This is a genomic window from Noviherbaspirillum aerium, assembly GCF_008929045.1.
Lineage (GTDB): Bacteria > Pseudomonadota > Gammaproteobacteria > Burkholderiales > Burkholderiaceae_D > Noviherbaspirillum > Noviherbaspirillum aerium.
Map to the genome: position 1 here is coordinate 1 of NZ_VFAH01000012.1, position 20,179 is coordinate 20,179.

At 51.5% G+C, this 20,179-nt stretch carries 10 protein-coding genes and 1 pseudogene; 3 read left to right on the forward strand and 8 right to left on the reverse strand.

The genetic code is table 11. From position 1 onward, the window contains the following. The first annotated feature begins 374 nt into the window (after nucleotides 1-374). Nucleotides 375-6,344 carry a DUF3320 domain-containing protein gene (locus FH061_RS17290; RefSeq protein ID WP_151637088.1) on the forward strand — a complete coding sequence of 1,990 codons (5,970 nt, stop codon included), beginning with the start codon at nucleotides 375-377 and terminating at the stop codon, nucleotides 6,342-6,344. A gap of 755 nt (nucleotides 6,345-7,099) precedes the next feature. Here the strand turns inward: FH061_RS17290 and FH061_RS17295 are convergent. The 4 genes from FH061_RS17295 to FH061_RS17310 are packed head-to-tail and all read right to left on the reverse strand — an operon-like array spanning nucleotide 7,100 to nucleotide 13,819. After that, entirely contained in the window at nucleotides 7,100-8,530 is a 1,431-nt protein-coding gene (locus FH061_RS17295; RefSeq protein WP_151637089.1) for a tyrosine-type recombinase/integrase, read from the reverse strand. Then, complete coding sequence (locus FH061_RS17300; RefSeq protein WP_151637090.1) at nucleotides 8,523-9,392, reverse strand: hypothetical protein; 870 nt, start codon at nucleotides 9,390-9,392, stop codon at nucleotides 8,523-8,525. Before FH061_RS17300 ends, FH061_RS17295 begins: the two co-directional genes overlap by 8 nt. Next, nucleotides 9,382-11,496, reverse strand: a complete 2,115-nt coding sequence (locus tag FH061_RS17305) for a hypothetical protein (RefSeq protein WP_151637091.1) — start codon at nucleotides 11,494-11,496, stop codon at nucleotides 9,382-9,384. The genes FH061_RS17300 and FH061_RS17305 overlap by 11 nt, the downstream gene beginning before the upstream one ends. Then, a complete protein-coding gene (locus tag FH061_RS17310) occupies nucleotides 11,489-13,819 on the reverse strand; it encodes a hypothetical protein (protein ID WP_151637092.1) in 2,331 nt (776 codons plus the stop codon). Before FH061_RS17310 ends, FH061_RS17305 begins: the two co-directional genes overlap by 8 nt. A gap of 375 nt (nucleotides 13,820-14,194) precedes the next feature. On the opposite strand from FH061_RS17310, the pseudogene FH061_RS17315 reads away from it, so the two are divergent. Then, nucleotides 14,195-14,785 (forward strand): annotated as a pseudogene (locus tag FH061_RS17315) (integrase core domain-containing protein); the annotation flags it as partial. Nucleotides 14,786-15,458: 673 nt separating this feature from the next. Here FH061_RS17315 and FH061_RS17320 read toward each other — a convergent pair. The 4 genes from FH061_RS17320 to pcaH all read right to left on the reverse strand — a co-directional run bounded on the left by FH061_RS17320 (nucleotide 15,459) and on the right by pcaH (nucleotide 18,931). Beyond that, nucleotides 15,459-15,740 carry a hypothetical protein gene (locus tag FH061_RS17320; RefSeq protein WP_151637094.1) on the reverse strand — a complete coding sequence of 94 codons (282 nt, stop codon included), beginning with the start codon at nucleotides 15,738-15,740 and terminating at the stop codon, nucleotides 15,459-15,461. Further along, nucleotides 15,737-16,879 (reverse strand): HesA/MoeB/ThiF family protein, encoded by a 1,143-nt coding sequence (locus FH061_RS17325; protein ID WP_151637095.1) that lies wholly within the window; start codon nucleotides 16,877-16,879, stop codon nucleotides 15,737-15,739. The genes FH061_RS17320 and FH061_RS17325 overlap by 4 nt, the downstream gene beginning before the upstream one ends. Nucleotides 16,880-17,561: 682 nt before the next feature. Next, nucleotides 17,562-18,191, reverse strand: coding sequence for a protocatechuate 3,4-dioxygenase subunit alpha (gene pcaG, locus FH061_RS17330; RefSeq protein ID WP_151637096.1), 630 nt, complete (start codon nucleotides 18,189-18,191; stop codon nucleotides 17,562-17,564). Then, nucleotides 18,188-18,931, reverse strand: a complete 744-nt coding sequence (pcaH, locus tag FH061_RS17335) for a protocatechuate 3,4-dioxygenase subunit beta (protein WP_225984713.1) — start codon at nucleotides 18,929-18,931, stop codon at nucleotides 18,188-18,190. The genes pcaG and pcaH overlap by 4 nt, the downstream gene beginning before the upstream one ends. Nucleotides 18,932-19,058: 127 nt before the next feature. Here pcaH and pcaQ point away from each other — a divergent pair, with 127 nt between their 5' ends. Further along, nucleotides 19,059-20,012 (forward strand): pca operon transcription factor PcaQ, encoded by a 954-nt coding sequence (pcaQ, locus tag FH061_RS17340; protein ID WP_151637097.1) that lies wholly within the window; start codon nucleotides 19,059-19,061, stop codon nucleotides 20,010-20,012. Nucleotides 20,013-20,179: the final 167 nt, after the last annotated feature.

Below are 20,179 nucleotides of genomic sequence, written 5' to 3' on the forward strand. Positions count from 1 at the left end.
TGCTGACCATCCCATCAACCGCATTGATGACCTGTTGCCTTGGAACGTTGCCGGCAAACTCCCGTCCTTCAACGCAAACGCATAACCCTAACGTCGCCGTCAACCACGGCTCTCAGCCGACGCTTACGGTCAATCACCTCTGGCAATTTTGTACTTTGTACTATCTATTGGCGCGTGGTGTCCGTCCCAGTAGACAGACTTGATATCGAGGCTAAACCTTGAAGTTCTCCCATAAATATGGGATGCGCAGGTGAAAGGAAACATTATTGCAAGGCTCAGGCTGCGCAGCGACGGGATGCGGAATGGACACCCCTTGCGAGTCCGGCTACAGTTACCGGTCTTCCCTTTGGGACACCAGAATTGCCGAGACTTGTATGAGCACCGAACAGGCCGCCCTTCCAGAAATTGAACTCCACGTTGTCGATGATTCGTCGAATAGGCTCAACGAGGTCGTTGCGCCATTGTGCCTAGAGATAAAGGCAGATAGCACCATCGGTTATGCGGCAATTCAAAACAACATCCCGGTTGTACGCAGCCTCACTATTACCAATTCAAGCGGTGTTCCTTATGAGAACATTGACGTTCTCATATCATGCTCGTCCGCCTTCGCCGCACCGGCAAGACTGCGGTTCGAACGGCTTGCGCCGGGGGAAAGTAGGAGGATTGCGCCTTTGGACCTCAAACCTGACCACGCGTATCTCGCGCGGTTGGACGAGTCTGAGCGAGCCACTATCTCAGCGAAGACATCCGTAGATGGAAGCGAAATTGGCGAGACCTCGCACAGCATTGATGTGCTTGCGTACGAGCAATGGGCGGGCACACGTTCGCTGCCAGAATTGCTTGCTGCATTCTGCATGCCTAATTCCAGCGTCGTCGACCAGCTGATTAGCAAAGCTTCGGCGTTACTACGGGGCACGAACGCAGATTTGCAGATAAGCGGATACCAAGCCAAAAATCGTGAAAAGGTCTGGAAGCAGATATCTGCTCTCTATAGCGCCATCATCGCCGAGAACCTGCACTACTCGAATCCGCCTGCCTCGTTCGGAAACGACGGCCAGAAGATTCGCACTCCCGAACGCATCTTGGACGGACGGGTAGGCACCTGTCTCGACCTAACCATGCTGTTTGCGTCTTGCCTTGAGCAGGCCGGCATCAATCCGGTCGTGCTTGTAAAAGAGGGGCATTCGTGGGTCGGCGCATGGTTGGTCGATACATGCTTTCCGACCGCACTGGTGGACGACGTGCAGTCTGTCCGCAAGCGCGTCAAATCGGGTGAGTTTATTGTGTTCGAAACAACAGGGGTGGCGACTGGCCAGAAGCCGTCCCTGCGGTGGGCGTGCTCGACGGGGGAAGAATATCTCAATGAAGAGACAACTTTCCTGTACGCGGTAGACATTCGCCGCGCCAGAGAAGTGCAGATTCGCCCTCTACCGTCGCGCTCAACCAAAGGCGACCAACCGGTCCAAATCGCAGACTTGGCGCCTCCAGCAATTGAGGACATGCCAACGCTGCCTCCGTTGGACCCTCTGGCAGTGCCAGCTATCGAAGTCACCGTCCCAGATACCCCAGAGGGCCGTCTCGCAAAGTGGAAGAGCAAGCTGCTCGACCTAACCTTGCGGAATAAGCTACTCAACTTCAAACCGACGAAGACTTCGTTGCGGGTCATTTGTCCGGACCCGAATGCTCTTGAAGATAGCCTTTCTGAAAGCAAGGAATTCAAGATTCGACCGTTGCCGCAACTGATGAGCGGCTCTGATACACGTGAAGCAGCCGTTTTTACAGAACGAAACGGTGCTACTCCGCTTGATGCTCTTGCAGCGGATGCTCTTGGCCGTCACGAAATCATCGTTGATGTGACTGAAGAGAGCCTCGAAGGACGACTTGTCGAAATCTTCCGAGCGGCTGGTACCGGTTTGGAGGAAGGCGGCGCGAACACGCTGTTCATGGCGTTCGGCCTCCTGCAGTGGCAAGAAGACAAGGACGCCGAAGCACAGCATCTGGCACCTATACTCCTCGTTCCTGTCACGCTGTCCCGGCAAACAGTGCGCAGCGGTTTCCGCCTTACGCGGCATGACGACGACGCCTTGGTCAACCCTACGCTCGTCCAAAAACTCTGGCAAGACTTCAACCTGAAGCTGCCATCATTTGATGTCTTACCCTCCGACGATAAGGGCATCGATGTCGGCAAAGTGCTCCAGACGTTCCGATTGCACGTGGCAGAGCTGAAAGGATGGGAGGTCAAAGACCAAGTCCATCTCGGTATTTTCTCCTTCACAAAGTACTTGATGTGGAAGGACCTCCAAGACCGGCATCAGCAATTGCAGGCGAACAGCGTTGTTTCCCATCTCATCAACAATCCAGGACAAGCATTCGCTGGAGACGATATCGGTTTCGAGCCAAGCACTCTTGACCAAACCCATCGACCACAGGACCTGTTTGCGCCGTTGCTATCTGATTCGTCGCAGCTACGCGCTATTTGCGTCGCCAGTGATGGCAAGAACCTTGTAGTCGAAGGTCCTCCCGGAACGGGTAAGAGCCAGACAATTACCAATCTTATCTCCCACCTTCTGGCGACAGGAAAAACCGTTCTGTTCGTGTCAGAGAAAATGGCGGCCTTGGAAGTTGTGCATCGCCGGCTGAATTCTCTTGGGCTTGGAGCCTTCTGCCTGGAGCTTCACTCTTCAAAAGCAAAGAAGGCCGAAGTGCTCAAGCAGCTAGGAACAGCACTTGACGCGGCGAGCTCGAAGACCGTCAAGGAATGGGAAGTCGAGGCGGAGCGGTTGGGAACGCTTCGCCAGGAACTGAATGGTGTAGCAACTGCTCTGCATCGAATCTATCCAAATGACCTAACAGTTTTTGAGGCTATCGGTACTTGCATTCAGTATGGCAGCAAGCGCCCAGCGCACCTGAGCTGGACGGACGCCAACACTCATAACCGCTCTGAACTTGAAAAATTACGCGAGACTGCGCGCCAGATGGCCGCACTTGCAAGCCAGCTTTCTGACCTTCGTACTCACCCGTTGTCGGCTATTGGACGGGGTGACTGGACCCCCAGTTGGCAACAGGAACTGTTAGACGCTGCTACGACGTTGGAAAAAGCTGTTTCTGACCTCCAGGCCGGTGCTAGTGACACGCTCAAGCTCTTCGGGTTAGATGGGTCGCTACTTTCGCTACGCGACTTCGAATCGTTCGACCGCCTTGCAGATACCCTCATCCGGGCACCAAAAGTGCCAGCGGGAGTTGCAAAGGCGGCTCACGACGAGTCCGCCCGAGCCCGACTAGGGATACTGCGTCAGCATGGCGTAGCCCGTAAGGCCGCTTGGGATTCACTGGGTGGAGCGTATCGCGAGGATGTCGTCTCTTTGAACGCCGCAGAGATAAAACTTCAGTGGGCCGAAGCCCAATCTACCTGGTGGCCGAAGAAATGGTTCGCAAAACGGTCTGTTACTTCCAGATTGCGATTATTCCGTAATGACCAGAATCGACCAGGGGAAGGCGATGTTGCGTCGTTACTGGATGCACTTACAAAGGTAAATGCAGAAGACAAAATACTGGACTCCATGGCAGGCGAGGCATCCACTCTATTGCAGGAACAATATTTGTCGTCCAAGACTGACTGGGAGGTCGTGGCCGAAAGTGCAAAGTGGGCCGAAGAATTTGCAGATGCGGTCGCCCGCATGGCAGGAAGCGACCCGGAAGCGGCGCGAAGCTTGCGGGAAAAGCTACAGCCTTTCGTTACAGAGAACCGTTCAATGCTCAAGGGAGACGGGGCCGTCGGTGCCCACCTTGTCAGGTACCTAGATAATTATCGGGATTTGTTGTCAAAAATGCAGCTTATCGTAGAGCTGGGCAGCTGCGAGCCCGGGCTTGGCCTAGACCCTGTCGCACCGGCAGTTCCTTCTCGTCTCCTAGGCATCCTTCAAGGATGGGGTCGAGCACAGCGACAGTTGCAACCTTGGTGCCTGTGGCAGAGCTCCCGTTCCAAAGCAATTGCTCAAGGACTACAGGGACTGGTCGCTGCACTTGAGGGCGATGAGGTTTCGTTGGCCGAGGTGCCTGAATATTTTGAATACAGCTACCGGAGCTGGTGGGTCAAGAAAGCAATCGACCGCGAACCCGTTTTGTGCACGTTCTCGAGCGCCGACCATGAGAGGAAGATTTCAGAGTTTCAGGCAGCAGATGCACGCTTCCAAAAACTGACGCAGCAGTATGTCGCAGCCAAGTTGGCTGGACACATCCCCTCGATGGGCCTACTTGTGCCTGGGGTAGAGTCGGAAATGGGAAAACTACGTCGCGAACTTCAGAAGCAACGCAAGCACATGCCAATCCGTCAGCTTGTGCAGAACCTGCCGACTTTGCTGCCAAAGCTAAAGCCATGTCTTCTGATGTCCCCGCTCTCCGTCGCCCAGTACCTCGACGCGGCTCATGCGCAGTTCGACGTCGTTGTATTCGATGAAGCATCCCAAATTCCGGTCTGGGATGCGGTAGGAGCCATCGCCCGCGGAAAACAGCTGATTTGCGTTGGTGACCCGAAGCAGCTGCCACCGACGAACTTCTTCAATCGCGTGGATGATTCAGGCGAGGGAGTTGGGGCAGATGACATTCAGGACTTGGAAAGCATTTTGGACGAGTGTTTGAGTATAGGCATGCCAAAGCTTGGGCTGAACTGGCACTACCGGAGCAAACATGAGAGCCTCATCACCTTCAGCAACGTAACGTACTACGACAACAGACTGGTCACGTTCCCATCGCCCGTTACCGAAGACCGGGGCGTTCATTTCGAGCATGTAAAAGGGGTGTATGACCGCGGCGGCTCACGAACGAACAGGGCTGAGGCCGATGCCATAGTAAAAGCTATCGAGAAGCATTACCTTGACCCGGCAAAGCGCCACCAGACCCTCGGCGTCGTCACGTTCAACCAAGCGCAGCAAAGTCTCATCGAAAAGCTGCTCGATGAGCGTAGGCGAGCATCCGCTCAATTGGACCAGGCAATTGCACAGGGAGGTGCCGAGCCGCTGTTCATTAAGAACCTCGAAAACGTCCAAGGTGATGAGCGGGATATTATCTATTTCTCAATCACATACGGCCCTGATGCCTCTGGCAAGGTTAGCCTCAACTTCGGACCGCTGAACCTCGAGGGCGGCCACCGCCGCCTGAACGTCGCGGTCTCGCGTGCACGTCAAGGCGTCGTCATCTTCAGTACCTTGCTACCGGAGCACATCGACCTGTCCAAAGTTCGTGCGGCTGGCGTGCGGGACTTGAAAAACTACCTCGAATTCGCAATTCGCGGCCCAAGAGCTCTTGTGGAGCAACGCATACCAACTGGGCTTGAGCCTGATAGTCCATTCGAGCGTGAAGTAATTTCTGCACTTCGTGAAAAGGGATGGGAAGTGCATCCGCAAGTCGGGGTATCCGGCTACCGGATTGATATTGGCGTCGTTGACCCTCGCGCGCCTGGCCGATACATCCTGGGCGTTGAATGCGACGGTCGAACCTATCACTCAGGTGCGACGGCTCGCGACCGCGATAGGCTGCGGCAGAATGTATTGGAAGGACTGGGCTGGAAGCTACATCGTACATGGTCCACAGACTGGTGGCTGAATCCCGAAGAGCCGATGCGCAAGCTCATTGCGAGGTTGGAGCAATTGGTTGCAGAGGAGCCCGAACTAGCCGACGCGGCTAATGAAGCCTCCATGCAAGTGCAGCCTGACAGCACGGACGGCGTAACGACAGACATCCAAGATGGTAATGCTGAGCACGTGGTCGAGGCTCAGACAGAAGAGAAGAGCGCTCTGCAGAAATACCAACCCCTTTTGCTTGAAAAGAGCAACTCTGACTTGTTCTATGAACTCGATTCAAACAGCAAGCTTAAAAAGCAACTGCTGGACATCATCAATCAGGAAGGACCAATTGCGGAACCAGTGCTGTTCCGTCGAGTATCCCGAGCATGGGACTTGGCCCGTATTGGCCGCCGCATAGAAGAGCGCCTGAAGTTGCTGGCGCCAACTCATCTTGGGCGAACGACTGATGGCGCAACGTTCTACTGGCCGGAAGGGATGGAGGCAGAGTATTGGAACGGATTTAGAGTGCCGGGAGACGATGGTGACTCTAAGCGTGCCCTGGACGAAATATGCGTGGAAGAGCTAGGCAACATTGCCATATTTGTTCTATCCCAGTATGGCAACATGCCTAAGGAAGACTTGTACCGCGCGGTTTGTAAGTTGCTCGGGATTTCAAGAGTAACAGGGGAGGCGGAAGCGCGGCTTCAGAAAATGTTTGCAAACGGACAGGCAATACAGCGAGTAACCATTGACAACGGAACTGCATCGCTACGTCGCGCATAAACTTGGCAGCGTTAATGGTTGCACTTAACGGATTGAACACGAGTCGGCAGAGATACGTTCTCTGTGGCAGCGGCAGGTATCCGTGAGCTCCTAGCAAGGTGTATCTGGCCCTCGGTACTACCATCAAGGTGGCTGGTAGCCAAGCGGCATTCCGTGCGGTGGACTTTGATGCCAATCTGGCTGTGACCCGGGCTGCTCTGGGTACTGCTGCGCGGCGCGTTGCTTTGCTGAGTGCGATGGGTCGATAGGTGCGAAAGCGCACTCGAGCATTTTATACAATTGCGTCAAGAGCGAACTTGAGGAAGCTTCGAAGGTAATAAGGTTTGACACCATAGTAATCCCGGCACTCGCTCTTGGCTGGTAACAGGGAGGCCCTTGGTCAACGACCACGCGCAGGAAAGAAGTTGGGCATGGTTGCTGGCTCAGCATTGCTTAGGCCGCTTATCCCAGCAAACCACCGTCCGATTAGAGCAGCCGACGTTGCTCGCGCAGTTCTCAAGCGGGTGCCACCGGCCCAAGGCGTCGAAATCTTGCTTTCGGGCGCAATGCAGAGCAGAAAATGACTTCTGTACTGAAGCGCACTGTAAGGCGCCTTTCGCACTTGTGAAGTCTGGCGTCTGACGCTGAATAACAGCAGTTACCAGGTGCTGCTGTCGAGTGTTCTTCCCTTCCAGTCAGTATCCTGCAATTTATGTTCTAGAAATTTATTAACTGCGGATTCTTATCATAGCGTACCGTCAATTTTCTTCTACTCTTCAAGAGCGTAAGTACCTTTTCGCTGCTGCCATTGCGGCATCAACATCTTGAGAGAGCCTATGACCGGCCTCAGCGCTGGAGTACCCCCGCGAAATATCAGCCAAATATCTATCGTTAGCTGCTTTCAGAGCATCTAAACACGTCTGCGCCTGTACACGGTTCATTGTCTTTTTGAGTTCGGCGACTTCTTCAAAAGCAAGATTAATATAAACATTCAATGATTCTTCAGATATATGACCTGTAATCTCCATCACTTTCTTTTTGAAAGCCTCAGCACTGAGCAACATCTTACGAAAATCATCTTTCTGTTCGAGCTCGTGAGCAAGGATTAGTCGAACGAATGACTTGGTAATGAACCTATGCCGCATCATATGGGGGCAACACTGTACAGAAATTTTTGCCGTTTTTGCAAGGACGCTAAATTCCTGTGTAATAGTATTTGGGACTAAACCTTTCCCGTTTTTGCAATTTATGATGAATAGACCATGTTCTTTATCATCTTTGATACCTAATGTTTCTAAATAGCGCTTTCGGGCCTTTCCATATGACTCAAGAAAATTAAGTGTAATTTCATCTATCGGAACTTCACGTTGTTTGTAGGTACTATTTCTGCTCTTAACAGTACGAAACCTCAGTTGCGGAATATAATCCTCTACACCATTCGTAAGCGCTTTTCTCCTCTCTTCTAACACTCTACGAACGTCGCTTGTTCTTAAGAGAATCAACTCCATACGTCGCAAGCCGAGGCTCTCAAAGAGTTCAAGCATTGCAAGCCGCCGTAGACGTAAAAAGTCACTTTTACCTAATTGGTCGGTAGCTCCCCTCAATAACGTAAGCTGTTCGTCTGTCGTAGGAAGGCGTATTTTGTCAGGTTCAGCGAGAGGAAAAGAAGGGTGAGTCCATTTTGTCCCGATTATGATGTTACCTCTCGGACTTCTCCTCTTATATTCAGTTTTGTAGCCCTTTATCCTAAGATTACGCCCTACAAAGAAGGGGTCATCGTAGTACTGTTCACCTACAAAATTCAAAAACTCCAACCAGACCACACCGATTTTCTCAACCTGCGTCGCATTTCTCGCATTAACTAATTCACCTTTTCGGTAAGTCTTTTCAGCTTTGAGACCACTAACCGCTAAGGCGAAATCCGCATCGATAAGCTGGATAAATCCCTTATTGTTATTCGCGCAATAACGTATCAATGGAGTAAGGTAAGCTGCATAAGTCGCAAGTGTACCGCCTCTCCCTTTGATTGAATAACCTTGGGCGTAAAGCCATTCTAAAAATAAATTAACTTCTATACACCAACTACCATTTGGCCACATGACAAACGTAAGTGACTCATTAGCCGCGTCGCAAGGCTGGCCTGTCTCCATGGTGCGGAGATATGAAACGAATTGCGAGCCGGAAAGGGAGTAGAGTTGCCTATTCATTTTCAATTATTTTTATGCGTGACTTCACTCTAGCCATAGCGACGATAGCACGCAACTCTACTTCTTCAGCAGCACAGCGTGCAACGATTGACGGTATTTTTGACTCTTTTGCGTATGACCTTGCATTTTTCATAGCTTTGAAAAGCGCCCTGGTGACATTCCAGAGGTCACCCAAAAGCAAGTCATTCTCATCTTTCAATTCACTGACGCGTAGAGCGAGAGAGGAACGTGTTACTTTCCTTGGGCGATGACTCAATTCGTGTTTTTGAAAAGCTTCAATACAAAGCTTTCGCATATCATCGAGCCACTGAAAACCTCCTGAAAATAATAGACCTGCATAGTCTTTAACAGTGTTCAATGATGATGCATTTATTCCATCCTCCGGGCGCTGCATTGCAACCATCCTATGTTGAGATTTAAGCGCTTCTTTGAGTGCGACATCGGCTATAAATAGCTTAGGGTCAAGTAGTACACCTTGAAAAAGTCTGTAGGTATGGTAGACAGAGTACAATTGTTTCAAAACATTACGAGCCAAAGTGGGAGATACTCCTCGTTTGGTCTCTATAATTTTACTACTAGCAGATTTTGGTTTACGAACCTTTTGAAGGGCGTTATTCGCTTGGTTAAAGACATGATTCAGTTCGATGAATGTTTCCGTTAAGTAGAATTCTTCCTTTTCAAACGTTTGTACATTGTGAACGTGCTTGGAACTGAGGGACGTCTGGGCTTCCACGCGGCTTATTTCATCAAAGACAGTAATCAATTGCGTATCGTCGACGTACGCTTGAGGTCTATCTACAATATCAAGGAGAATGCACAGCAGCTTCGTAATTGCATGGTTTAATTTAGTCTTAGATGTCATCGTTATCTCCCCATACTATGATTCCCAACTTACAATCAGTCTCAGTCCCGACGTTTAAGAAGACAGGTTGTATTTCAACAGAACCTTCAGCCTGAAGATTTTCAAGATAATTAACATACGTATGGAACGACTTATCATCAATTATTTCGAAAGCAGGCACCTTAAATTTATCATTTAAGAATTCATTCAGGCTCCTACATTCAGAACGCCCATCCCTAGCCATAAGAGCAACGGCAACCGACTTCATTGTGCGCAATACAGCGCCTGGGATGAACTCAGACAAATAGTTATACACTTGCTCAGGGTCAACCTGACGAAGAAACCAGCGTAACGTATCCATTCCAGCAAACGCACAACATACAAAGAAAAGCATCGCAAACGCGCGACGGAGTTGGTGTTGCCGGATGTAATATCGACGACCGTCTCTTGTAAGAGGAGCATTAATATAATCATGAAAAATGTCCAAGCAGAGATTGTAGTAAGTATAAGATTTAAAAAAACCACCACGTATGCTCGGAGTGTCAAAGAGGTTAGTGCCGGTCCCTAAGCCTTCTTTATTAAGACGGAAATGCAATTTTTGTATAGTCTTTATAACATCGACAGCGACGAGTGGTACTGGTCGCTCGTCAAGTCGTCTCAAGTCGCCATATCCAGATTTCCGGGTCAATAGGCGTAGCCAACTCTCAGTCTCGTCAAGGCAGTCTAACGGCAGGTCAGTAAGCTCGCCATTACGCGCCGCCATTAACAGTCCTACGATGAATTGCATTGCTCCATATAATGCATGGACCAATTCCATTAGACCTTGCTTATCATCCCTCATTCTCTTGTAGTAGTTTTCGCTACTACGTTTACTTTTCTTCTTCTTATTACCGTTTTCAACAACAGTCATTTGCCACCGCAGACTCCAGTACTTTACTCCTAGGATACGAGTATCGTTGGCCAGAAAAGGTAAAATCGAATTTTCGGTCGCAAATTTTTGGATAGGCGTATCCGCAGCCTTTGCCGCTTTCAACACATTTACGTAGCTTTCTAATAGGTGTTCGGCATGGGTGTAAAAGAAGGAAATCGCGTTCTTGAGCGAATTAATGACATAATCAGGCGGAACGGTTTGAAACCGGCCAGGTTCTTTCAGCTGGATAGCATCGTAAAGTCGATATGCTCCGAAATCATCAAATGACTTTTCCGGTATACCGATGCCGACTTCTGATAGTAGCTTGAATGATATTAAAGTATTTTTATATGATGAAAAATGTTGTTCAGAGATAGAATCCTGTAACCCGCCAGTTGTTACAGGTACCGCAATATGTTCTTGGAGATACTTGTCAAATGGTTCTAAGCAAAGCTCCTCTGGAATAGACTTTCTGAGAATTTTCCCGAGAAGCGTATTTGCATAGATTATCTCCGAAATCTTTCTTGTATTTATACTGAGCCGATAGGGTTTTTTGTCCGGTGTCGGGTTGTACATTCCGGAAAGGTATAACGCAGCCCGACCACGTAAAATATCTTCATCGGTAAGGCCTTTCAATGAAAAGTCAGTCGGCGGCACATGTAGGGTCCTTAAGGCCGGCTCTCGTTCTAGCGCCTTTTTGTAATCGCTATCGCAGATGTTTTTGCTTTCTTCCTTTATATAGGAAGCTAACCGTTCTTCCCATTGGTAGATTGAACTAACGATAGCATTACGCGATGCTATTTTTACTAGCAACGACTTTAGGTCAGTGCCAATTATAGAACGGAGACCATGGTCTTCGAGCCTTAGCGCTTCAGCATTAAGGAGAAAATAGTCCGTAAGTTGGAGTGCACGACGAAGTCTATCTTTGTATATAGGAATATCTGGCTTTCGTCTTCCATTGACGAGGGGATGAGTTTGGAGGCAAAGTAGATAATAAATGTCTTCAAGTAGTTGGCTATTTCGTGCTGCCGTAAGCATTTCTCCTGACGGTAACCTAATTTCGAAATCAATTACTATTGGTTCGCTATCTCCAAATTGAGCTATCATCTGTGGTGCGCCAAATGGGCTCTTAAGCCACCAACTGGAATGTCTAATATCTACTAGGCGGTCATTGGCTATGTCAGCATAGCTGTGTTGCAGATTTAGACTAATCATAGAGTATTGGCTCCATAACTGTAGAGTTGGCGTCCTCCTTCGCTGCACGCAACGCCTGGCTGATAGTGGGATTCATCCCATTCTGCTTCTCAATATACGCAACTACGTGGTCACCTAATTCAGACCAAAACATAGCAGTTGCATTTACAGTGTACTTGGCATTTTTTACCGCGTTAGAAATATTAATTAGAGCTGTTAAGTTTTCTTTGTTTGCGTTAAATACGAAATTGCCGTCGCTTCTCTCTGTCGATTGCTCACTGTTAACTTTCACTGCTGTGGAAAGCTTTGTAATATTAGGAAATGCGTTATTCACTAAAAAAGTATCAAGTTCTTCTACCGTTTCAAAACCGGTTGCCTTCATTAAAAACGGCGTGTCTTTTACTGCCTCAATCACCAAACGTAGCTGAAACGCTCGAATCCATCGATTGCGGAAGAAAGCGACAAATTCATTGGGTAAGTAGCGTGACAATAACCCAGGTAAGTGCTCCTCGTGACCAAGAGCCTTTGCCATCGCAGCTTCGCTTCGTTTTTCTATGAAAACTGTTAATGCTTTAGTTGACCTTACCGCTCGTAAGGAGAACCGATTCACGTATTTGACAGCATGCTCATGCGGCATTCCGCAATTTTCTGAGAACTGCGCCACCAATGCATTGATATTTTTTTCTTTATGATGAATTGGCGCGAAATCCCTTATGGGCATAGGTTTTCTAAAACCACTCCCAGAGATGAATAGCATTTTCCAGCCTGTGTCACCATGCTTAATCATGTACTCACGATAACTTCGTGTTACTGCCAACAGCTTCAATACAACTCGAAGTGACTTCCTGGTAAGCTTTATTCGTTGTTGTCCATGCTTTTTTCCTTTTCTGTATTTAACTCCAATAAGGTACCAGCCGTCGTTAGTTCTTCGTAGTCCAGATAGCCTTTTGTATTTATCGAATAATGTCAAGTGTTCAAGGAACGAAGGTGTAATTTGTGGATGCTCTGCAATTAACAGAGTGGCAAAGGAGAGAAGTTCTAGGCTTGTTGGCAAACCAAGCTCGTATGCAGTTTCGCGAAGACCGTATGGGTAACGCAATTGTAGATTTGGTACTTCATAAGTAGTTTGATGGCCGAAATGTTCGTAAGAAGCAGATGCGATTTCCAGATAACCTGCAACGTCAGCATCTACTAATGAACCAACTGTGTATGCATACTCAGCACTCTTCGCTTTGACACTGCCTGCAAGTGCTAATGCTTTTCGGCGGCGATGACGTTGCATAAGCAAGGCCACCTCGGTGTTCGCCCAAGTAACAGCTGTCTGTACTGATTCTGGAATGGCTTTACATAAAAATTGAAGTGCTTCGTTGTCAGAACATCCAAGAGGAACAATAACAAGTAACTCTTCTAAAGCACCAGAACTTAACGTGGAAGTGCCATCCTCGCTGGCCGTTACATTCTTTTTATCTGGACCAGGAAAAGCTCCGTATTGAGGTGCAAAAATAGATGGTGTTAGGAATTCCGTAGCTATGGATACCCACTGGTTGGCCCAGTTAGAGATTATTGTAGTTTCTAAGCACGTGCTTTTGCGCTCTTCACTATGATGAAGCCAGAAATCGTTCCAGAAATTAGTTACAAAGACTCGATTTTTAAGCGATGCTGGTGTAATTCCCGGATATGTTTCAATATAATCGGCAAGCTCTTTAATTACCGGGATTTTATCGGACCGTCGAGCTTCGTACCAACTGCTAAGTACAGTATAAAAGGCATCCGTTGTTTCTATTCCCAATTTTTCATAGATTTTGCGAAGCGGTATCCAATATAACTTCCCATGTTGGTTGAACGTGGGCCACGCACGCCAAATACTCTCTGCATGAGGCGATAACTCCATACTGTTGAATTTACGAACTAATACTGCTATTTCGCTCGGTACCGAAGTTGCGCTAAGGGGAATCTCTCTGCCGTTGAGCATTCCGGGGTTTATTGTTTTCATCAATAGTGTCCAAGTACGTGAGTACTTGTACCGTGTTGGCAGGGTCACATCAATGAAACGTGGTGAGTTAAGTGCTCCTAGCATTTCTAGATAAATTGAAATAAAGCTGCCCGACGTGAGGCTACTTAGCGTGAGGGTTTTTTCTGTCAGTTGCAAATAGCACTCGAGCGCCGTAATAAGCTGTGGATACCTTTTTTCACGGTAGTCATTATTGAGCATGCTAGCTGCGCTTCGAAAAAGCGCAACTGCTTCTTCCGTAATGTGCTGCAGAGGGTAATCTCTGTAGGGCGAGCCTATGTCAACTATAATGCTTTGTTGCTCTGCCCTGCTTAAAAACGGTATGTGCTTCATGATTTGAATCCGCTTCACAAGTACTAATATTATTAACTACCGTTAACGATAATCCAAAATCGCCCTATCTTGTTAAATAATTTTCTTACTGAAAAGTTCAGTAAATATATGAATTTAAAGAAAAATAAATTTTTTTTAAATAGGTAAAAAACATTATAGCTTCAGTAAATTCGTCCAATCACTGCAGAGCTCTATCTCATTGATATTCCTAGTGGTCTCTGTGTTTATCCTAAAGATTCGAGAATCAGTGATGACCTAATTGTGATTTTCAAAGTATTCACATTAGCAGCCGTATTTAACACTGCAACGTGTGGGTCTGTTGTGAATCTAAGACAGTTATGAAAAACGAAGTAATTTGGTTGTGAATTGGGCAACTGGCAGGTCGGACGTGACCGCATGCAGCGTGTCTGGCGTCGCGAGGGGCTCAAAGTACCGAAGAAGCACCGACCCAAGGGGCGGTTGTGGTTCGACGATGGCTCTTGTGCACGCTTGCTCCTGCAACACCGTCATCATGTCTGGAGCTATGACTTTGTGCCTCACACCACTGAAGATGGCCGCAGCCTGCGGCTGATGACGCTCGTCCACGAGTTCTTGCGCCAGTGTCTGGCCATTAAGGTAAGGTGTCGACTCAATGGCATGGACGTCATCGAAACGCTGGCTGACGCGATGCTGGAACATGGCATTCCGATGCACCTACGGTCGGTTAATGGACCAGAAATGACGGCGAAAATTGTATGTGACTGGCTGGTCAAGGTTGGGACGAAAACACTTTTCATTGAACCTTGGAGTTCCTGGGAAGATGGCTATTGTGAGTTCTTCAATGGCAAGCTGCGTGATGAGCTTTTGAATGGTGAGCTGTTCTACTGCATTAATGACGCCCAAGGCGTGATTGAGAACTGGCGTCGTCACTACAACACGCAGCGCCCGCACTTATCGCTGGGATACCGGCCGCCTGCGCCCGCCGCTTACTGAGCGGAGCCCGTCATATCTGCTCTACCTGAAAACCTGCAGTAGACTTCACCTCTCTGAAAAGAACTGGGCTGGAATATCGGTCACGTCATTTCATTAGGCACGGACTTGGCAATTATGCAATTAAGTTGCTTTCAGCCCGTTCTTTTAGGAACAGTTTTCCACTTTGCGTTCAATTAAGGCAAACTATTCTTGGTTAGGCTGTCTCTATATTTCATTGGCGACAAAATTATGCCTTTGTCGACGGCTACTTACCTGCTGAGCCAGCGGTAACAGTACCCCAGTCTGGCCGGTAAACAGTGCAAGCGAATGCGTGATGCTTCAGACTTTGGTGCTATCTCTGCACTGCCGCGTATTCTTGTTTTCGACTATCGTTTTGCCGTTCTGCCTACACGTAGCGATAGGCCGTAGCCTACCACGGTACAACAGCAGGCTATTTTGACTCTAGACACGAAAACAATCTATGGGCCATGCCATGCTGATTCACATAGTGCACCGATTTTGAGGTCTATCCCATACGGGCGATGTTTCGCTACATACCATACGGGCCGCGATTTCTATTGCTTTGTTCCGAAGCCAAGAATCACTACCCGATGTCTTCCAACTTGGCTGACTGTTATCTAGTTATGCCGGACGGTGATTCTGCGGTTCGTACTGATGGCAGATAGAGCTACCTGTGCAAATTTATTGCAATGACAATATTTAAAGATGTCAAAACATAATGGCTATACCTGACAGTTATCAAAGTATTGGGTCGATATTTTTTCAGTGACGAGCAGCATTCCACGAGGGTTCTAGTGCTGTTGACAACTTTCGCAAAAAAGCTAACCGAGGAGCTCATGGCGGTCCATGCAGCCGAGCCGGTCAGCTCCAGCACATAGAGCGGAATCAGGAAGGCCAGCGTCCATGAGCAGGTTGTCGTGGCAATGTAGGAAAGGATGAGCTTGATCATCGCGCACTCATCATGACGGGTTCGCCGATGCCGTGGCGATGTTGTACGGCGCCGCCGCATACCTGGCAATCGGGATCGCGTTCCCAGGTTTCGGCAATGCCCACCGATAGATCATCGAAGCTGAATTCCTTGAGCTTGCCGGTGAGCTGCGGCCGCTGGCAGCCGGTGAGGTACTTCACCGCCTCGCTGACGATCATGCCGGCGGTAACCGCCACCAGCGTGACAAAGGCAGGCGCTGGCCGTTCATAGGTGATGTCCTGTTCCTTGGACATGGCCGAGATCCGCCTGACGGTGCCGTTCTTTGAACGGGCCGATGTGAGCCAGCAGGCTTCGCAGCCGCTGATGCCGGGGTCGACCGAAAAGAATACCGAGCGCCGCACATCGAGGCCGCCGGAAATGAAAGGGATGCCGTGCCGTACGCAGGCGGCATTGAGCCAGTCGCCGATATAATTGGCCGGCTTGTCGGCGACGCAGATCACGATGTCATGGCCGCGAACCACGCCGGCCACATCCTCCGTCGATTGCAGGCGAAGCCTGTGCGTGCGTATCTCCATGCGGCTGTTGAATTCGAGCAGGCGCTTCTTTGCGGTCTCCACTTTTTCCGAGCCGATGTCGCTTTCCTTGTAGAGGATCTGGCGATTCAGGTTGGAGAGTTCGATTTTGTCGAAGTCGAGAATGGTGAGATGACGTATGCCCAGCGCGGCGAGATCGAACAGGATATGCGTCCCCAATCCGCCGCAGCCGAGCACGCAGACGCGCGCATCCTGCAGCTTTTCCTGGAAGGCGTACTTGTTGTCGCCGAAGGCCGCCATCGATCCGAAGAAATCCAAGTTGCGCGAGAAGCGGGTGCGGTCTTCCGCGTCCAGCGCGCTCGGCAGGCTTTCCTCCGGAACTTCCACCAGCCTGTGTTCGATGAAGTCCTTCACCGCGTTGCGTAACGCGCTTTCCTGTGCGGCGGGCTTCTGCGACAGGACATGGCCGATGAGGCCTTCGGCGTCGCGCGTGCCGTCGAGAGCGGAGGTCAGCAACCATATCGCGCCGTCGGGGTCGGGCAGTTTCGCGTATTGCCCGTTGAACTGCAGCACGACCTGTTCGGAAAGCCGATAGGGTATGACGGTGGGCTTCAATCTCAATTTCATCTCGTATCCTCGCTGCTTGAAAAACCCGGGGAAGCGTGTTCCCCGGGAACCCGAGTTACCGCTTTTCCTGCTTAGCCGACTTGATGGACGCCGGCGACCGATGCTTTTTCAAAAGTCATGATGAACTCCTTCATGAGGTGGATGATGTGCCGATGGCGCAATGCCCATCGGCCCCTGCAGTGCACAACGCGGCCGGGATGTGAGTGGAAGCTTAGCGGCGTGCCCGCAGATGCCCAGTGTTGAGTCCCGCGGAACTGAGCTGCGTCAAACACTGTGTTGTGAAAGAAAAGGAATGCACCGTCTTGTATCTAGCGGCTAGATTGACCAACGACGTATTGGAAAAATACTTAGGTGATCTGTAGGTGTTACCGGCATTCGTGGCCGATGCCATGCAAGCGCGAGAGAAAATCTTCATGCCGCGCAAGCAGTGCATGCCTTCCTGTGTATGCCAGTATCTGTACCTGCGCCATTACCGCATGTGTAGCGGCCGTCGGGAAGCGATGGGAAGTGTCGGAAAGTGATGGGGAGATGGGGAGATGGGGCAGAGGGCCTATGGCTGCATGGCAGGCATGCCGTGACATGATGCCGCCATTGACGCACTGAAACCGCTGCGGATGTCGCTGCGGGTGCGCAAACGCGGGGAAGTGCGAAGCCGGCGCGGAGCCGGCTTCGCCTGTCCGCATCAGATATCGAAGAAGACGGTTTCCTCGGGCCCCTGCAGATGGATATCGAATCGGTACACCACCTGGCCATGCTGTTCGCTGCGCTGGGCGATCAGCGTCTTGCGCCGCACTTCCCATTCGATCAGGTTGAGAACCGGATCCTTCGCATTGGCCTCGGTCTCGTCGGAGAAATACATCCGCGTATTCAGACCGATATTGATGCCGCGCGCGACGATCCACAGGTTCACATGCGGCGCCATCGGCCTGCCGTTGCGGCCGACGACGCTGCCAGGCTTGACCGTGTCGAAGGCATAGACGCCGGTCTCGAAATCCGAGCAGGCGCGTCCCCAGCCGCGGAAATCCTTGTCGAGCGGCTTTTCCTGTCGGTCGGCCGGATGGTTGTACTTGCCGGCGGCATTGGCCTGCCATATCTCGATGAGCACGTCGCGCACCGGCGTGCCGGAGCCGTCGAACACCCGGCCTTCGATGCGGATGCGCTCACCCTGCGTATCGGGGCCGGCGAGCACATTGGTGAAGTTCTTTTCAAAGATATCGAAGCCGGCGGCCTTCGGCGCCAGGCCGATGTGAACGTAGGGCCCGGCGGTCTGCGACGCGGTTTCCTTCAACTCGCTGAACTGGTTGATCTTCATTTGCCCTCTCCCTGGACGCGGTTTTCAAAGAGCGTGGCGCGGCGGCCGCGCAGCACGATGTCGAAGCGGTAGGCGAGGCTGTCGAGCTGGATGAAGGCACTGCGGTCCAGCTGCGCGATCAGGCCGCGCACCGATTCCTCGTTGCCGATCGATTGCAGGATCGGGCACTGCGCGATCAGCGGATCGCCTTCGAAGTAGAGCTGCGTGATCAGGCGCTGCGCCCAGCCGTCGCCCGAAATCGCATAGTGGATATGCGCCGGGCGCCAGTCATTGATGCGGTTGCGCCAGGGGTAGGGGCCCGGCTTGATGGTACGGTAGTAGTAGTAGCCGTTCTGGTCGGTCAGCATGCGGCCGCAGCCGCCGAAGTTGGGATCGATCGGCGCGATGTACTGGTCCTTCTTGTGACGATAGCGGCCGCCGGCATTGGCCTGCCACACTTCGACCAGCGCATTCGGCACCGGCCGGCCGAGTTCGTCGAGCACGTAGCCGTGAACGACGATGCGCTCGCCGATCGGCAGGCCGTCCTTGGCGTAGTTCATGATCAGGTCATTGTCGAGCGGGCCGAGTTCATCGGGGCTGAACTGTGGACCGGTGATCTCCGACAAGGAGTTCTGCAGCGAGATCAGGGCGTTGCGCGGCGAGCGCAGCACGCTGGTCTTGTAGCCGGGGGTGAGGGCGTCGGGATGCACGCTGCGGTCGCGCTGCATGAATTCGCCGAACTGGTCGAGCAAGCCGGGCATGAAGGGAGTCTCCTGTAGAAGGTGGAAGGCATGAGCCATGCTCAAACAACAAAACGAGCCGCCAATTTATCTCTGAATATTATTCATGTAAATTGAAAATATAACGAAAATTTCATAACATGCGGTTATGGAAAAAGACAATTTCAGGCTGCGCATCCGGCTGCGCCATATTCACTGTTTCCTCGCGATCGCCCAGGAGGGCAATCTCGGCAAGGCGGCCGAACGGCTGCGTCTCACCCAGCCGGCGATTTCCAAGACGCTGGCGGAACTGGAGGATATTGCCGGCTGCAAATTGTTCGAGCGAGACCGCCAGGGCGCGCGCCTGACGCCGCGCGGGGAAAACTTCCGCCGGCACGCGCTCGGCGTGCTGGAAGCGCTGGATGCGGTGAGTGATTCCATCGGCCTTGACCCGCGCCCGGAAGGTGCGGTGGTGAACATCGGCGTGCTGCCCAGCGTGGGCGCCGACCTGATGCCGCCCGCGCTGGCCGCATTCCGGCGCAGCCATCCGCAAGCCCGCGTCGCCATCCGCACCGCTGCCAATGCCCCGCTGCTGGACATGCTCAAGGGCGGCGAGGTCGACTTCGTCCTAGGCCGCATGGCCGATCCGCAGATGATGGTCGGCTTGTCCTTCGAGTTGCTGTATGTGGAGCCGCTTGCGCTGCTGGTGCGCGCCACGCATCCGCTGACTGCCGCAGCCGGCGTGTCGCTGGCGGATGTGGTTGCCTATCCCCTGGTGATGGCGCCGCCGGGAACGGTGCCGAGGCACCATACGGAAAGCCTGCTGCAGGCACATGCCCTGGAACTGCCCCTGCACCGCACCGAGACCATGTCGGTCTCCATCGCGCGCCAGATCGTGCTGCAGACGGAGGCGGTATGGTTTGCGCCATCGGGCACGGTGCGCGACGACCTGGCTGCCGGCACGCTGCAATCCCTGCCGGTAGGTACCAAGGGCACTGAAGAACCGGTCGGCCTGCTGCAGCGCAGCGATGCCGCGATGGGTCATGTCGCGGCGGATTTCATTCGGGTGTTGCGCGACATGGCGGCGAGCCGGCGTCCGGCATTGACCGGCCACTCCGGCTGAACATGCCCGGTATGGTGGCGGAAAATGCGGCGGTTGCCGGCGCCGAGCCCGGGCATGACAACGGATGCTCAAGCACTCAAGCACTCAAGCACTCAAGCTGTAGCCGATTTTTCGCATGCATCGATCGGCGGCGATCCTTTATTTCTCCTCGTCATGAGAAGGGGCGC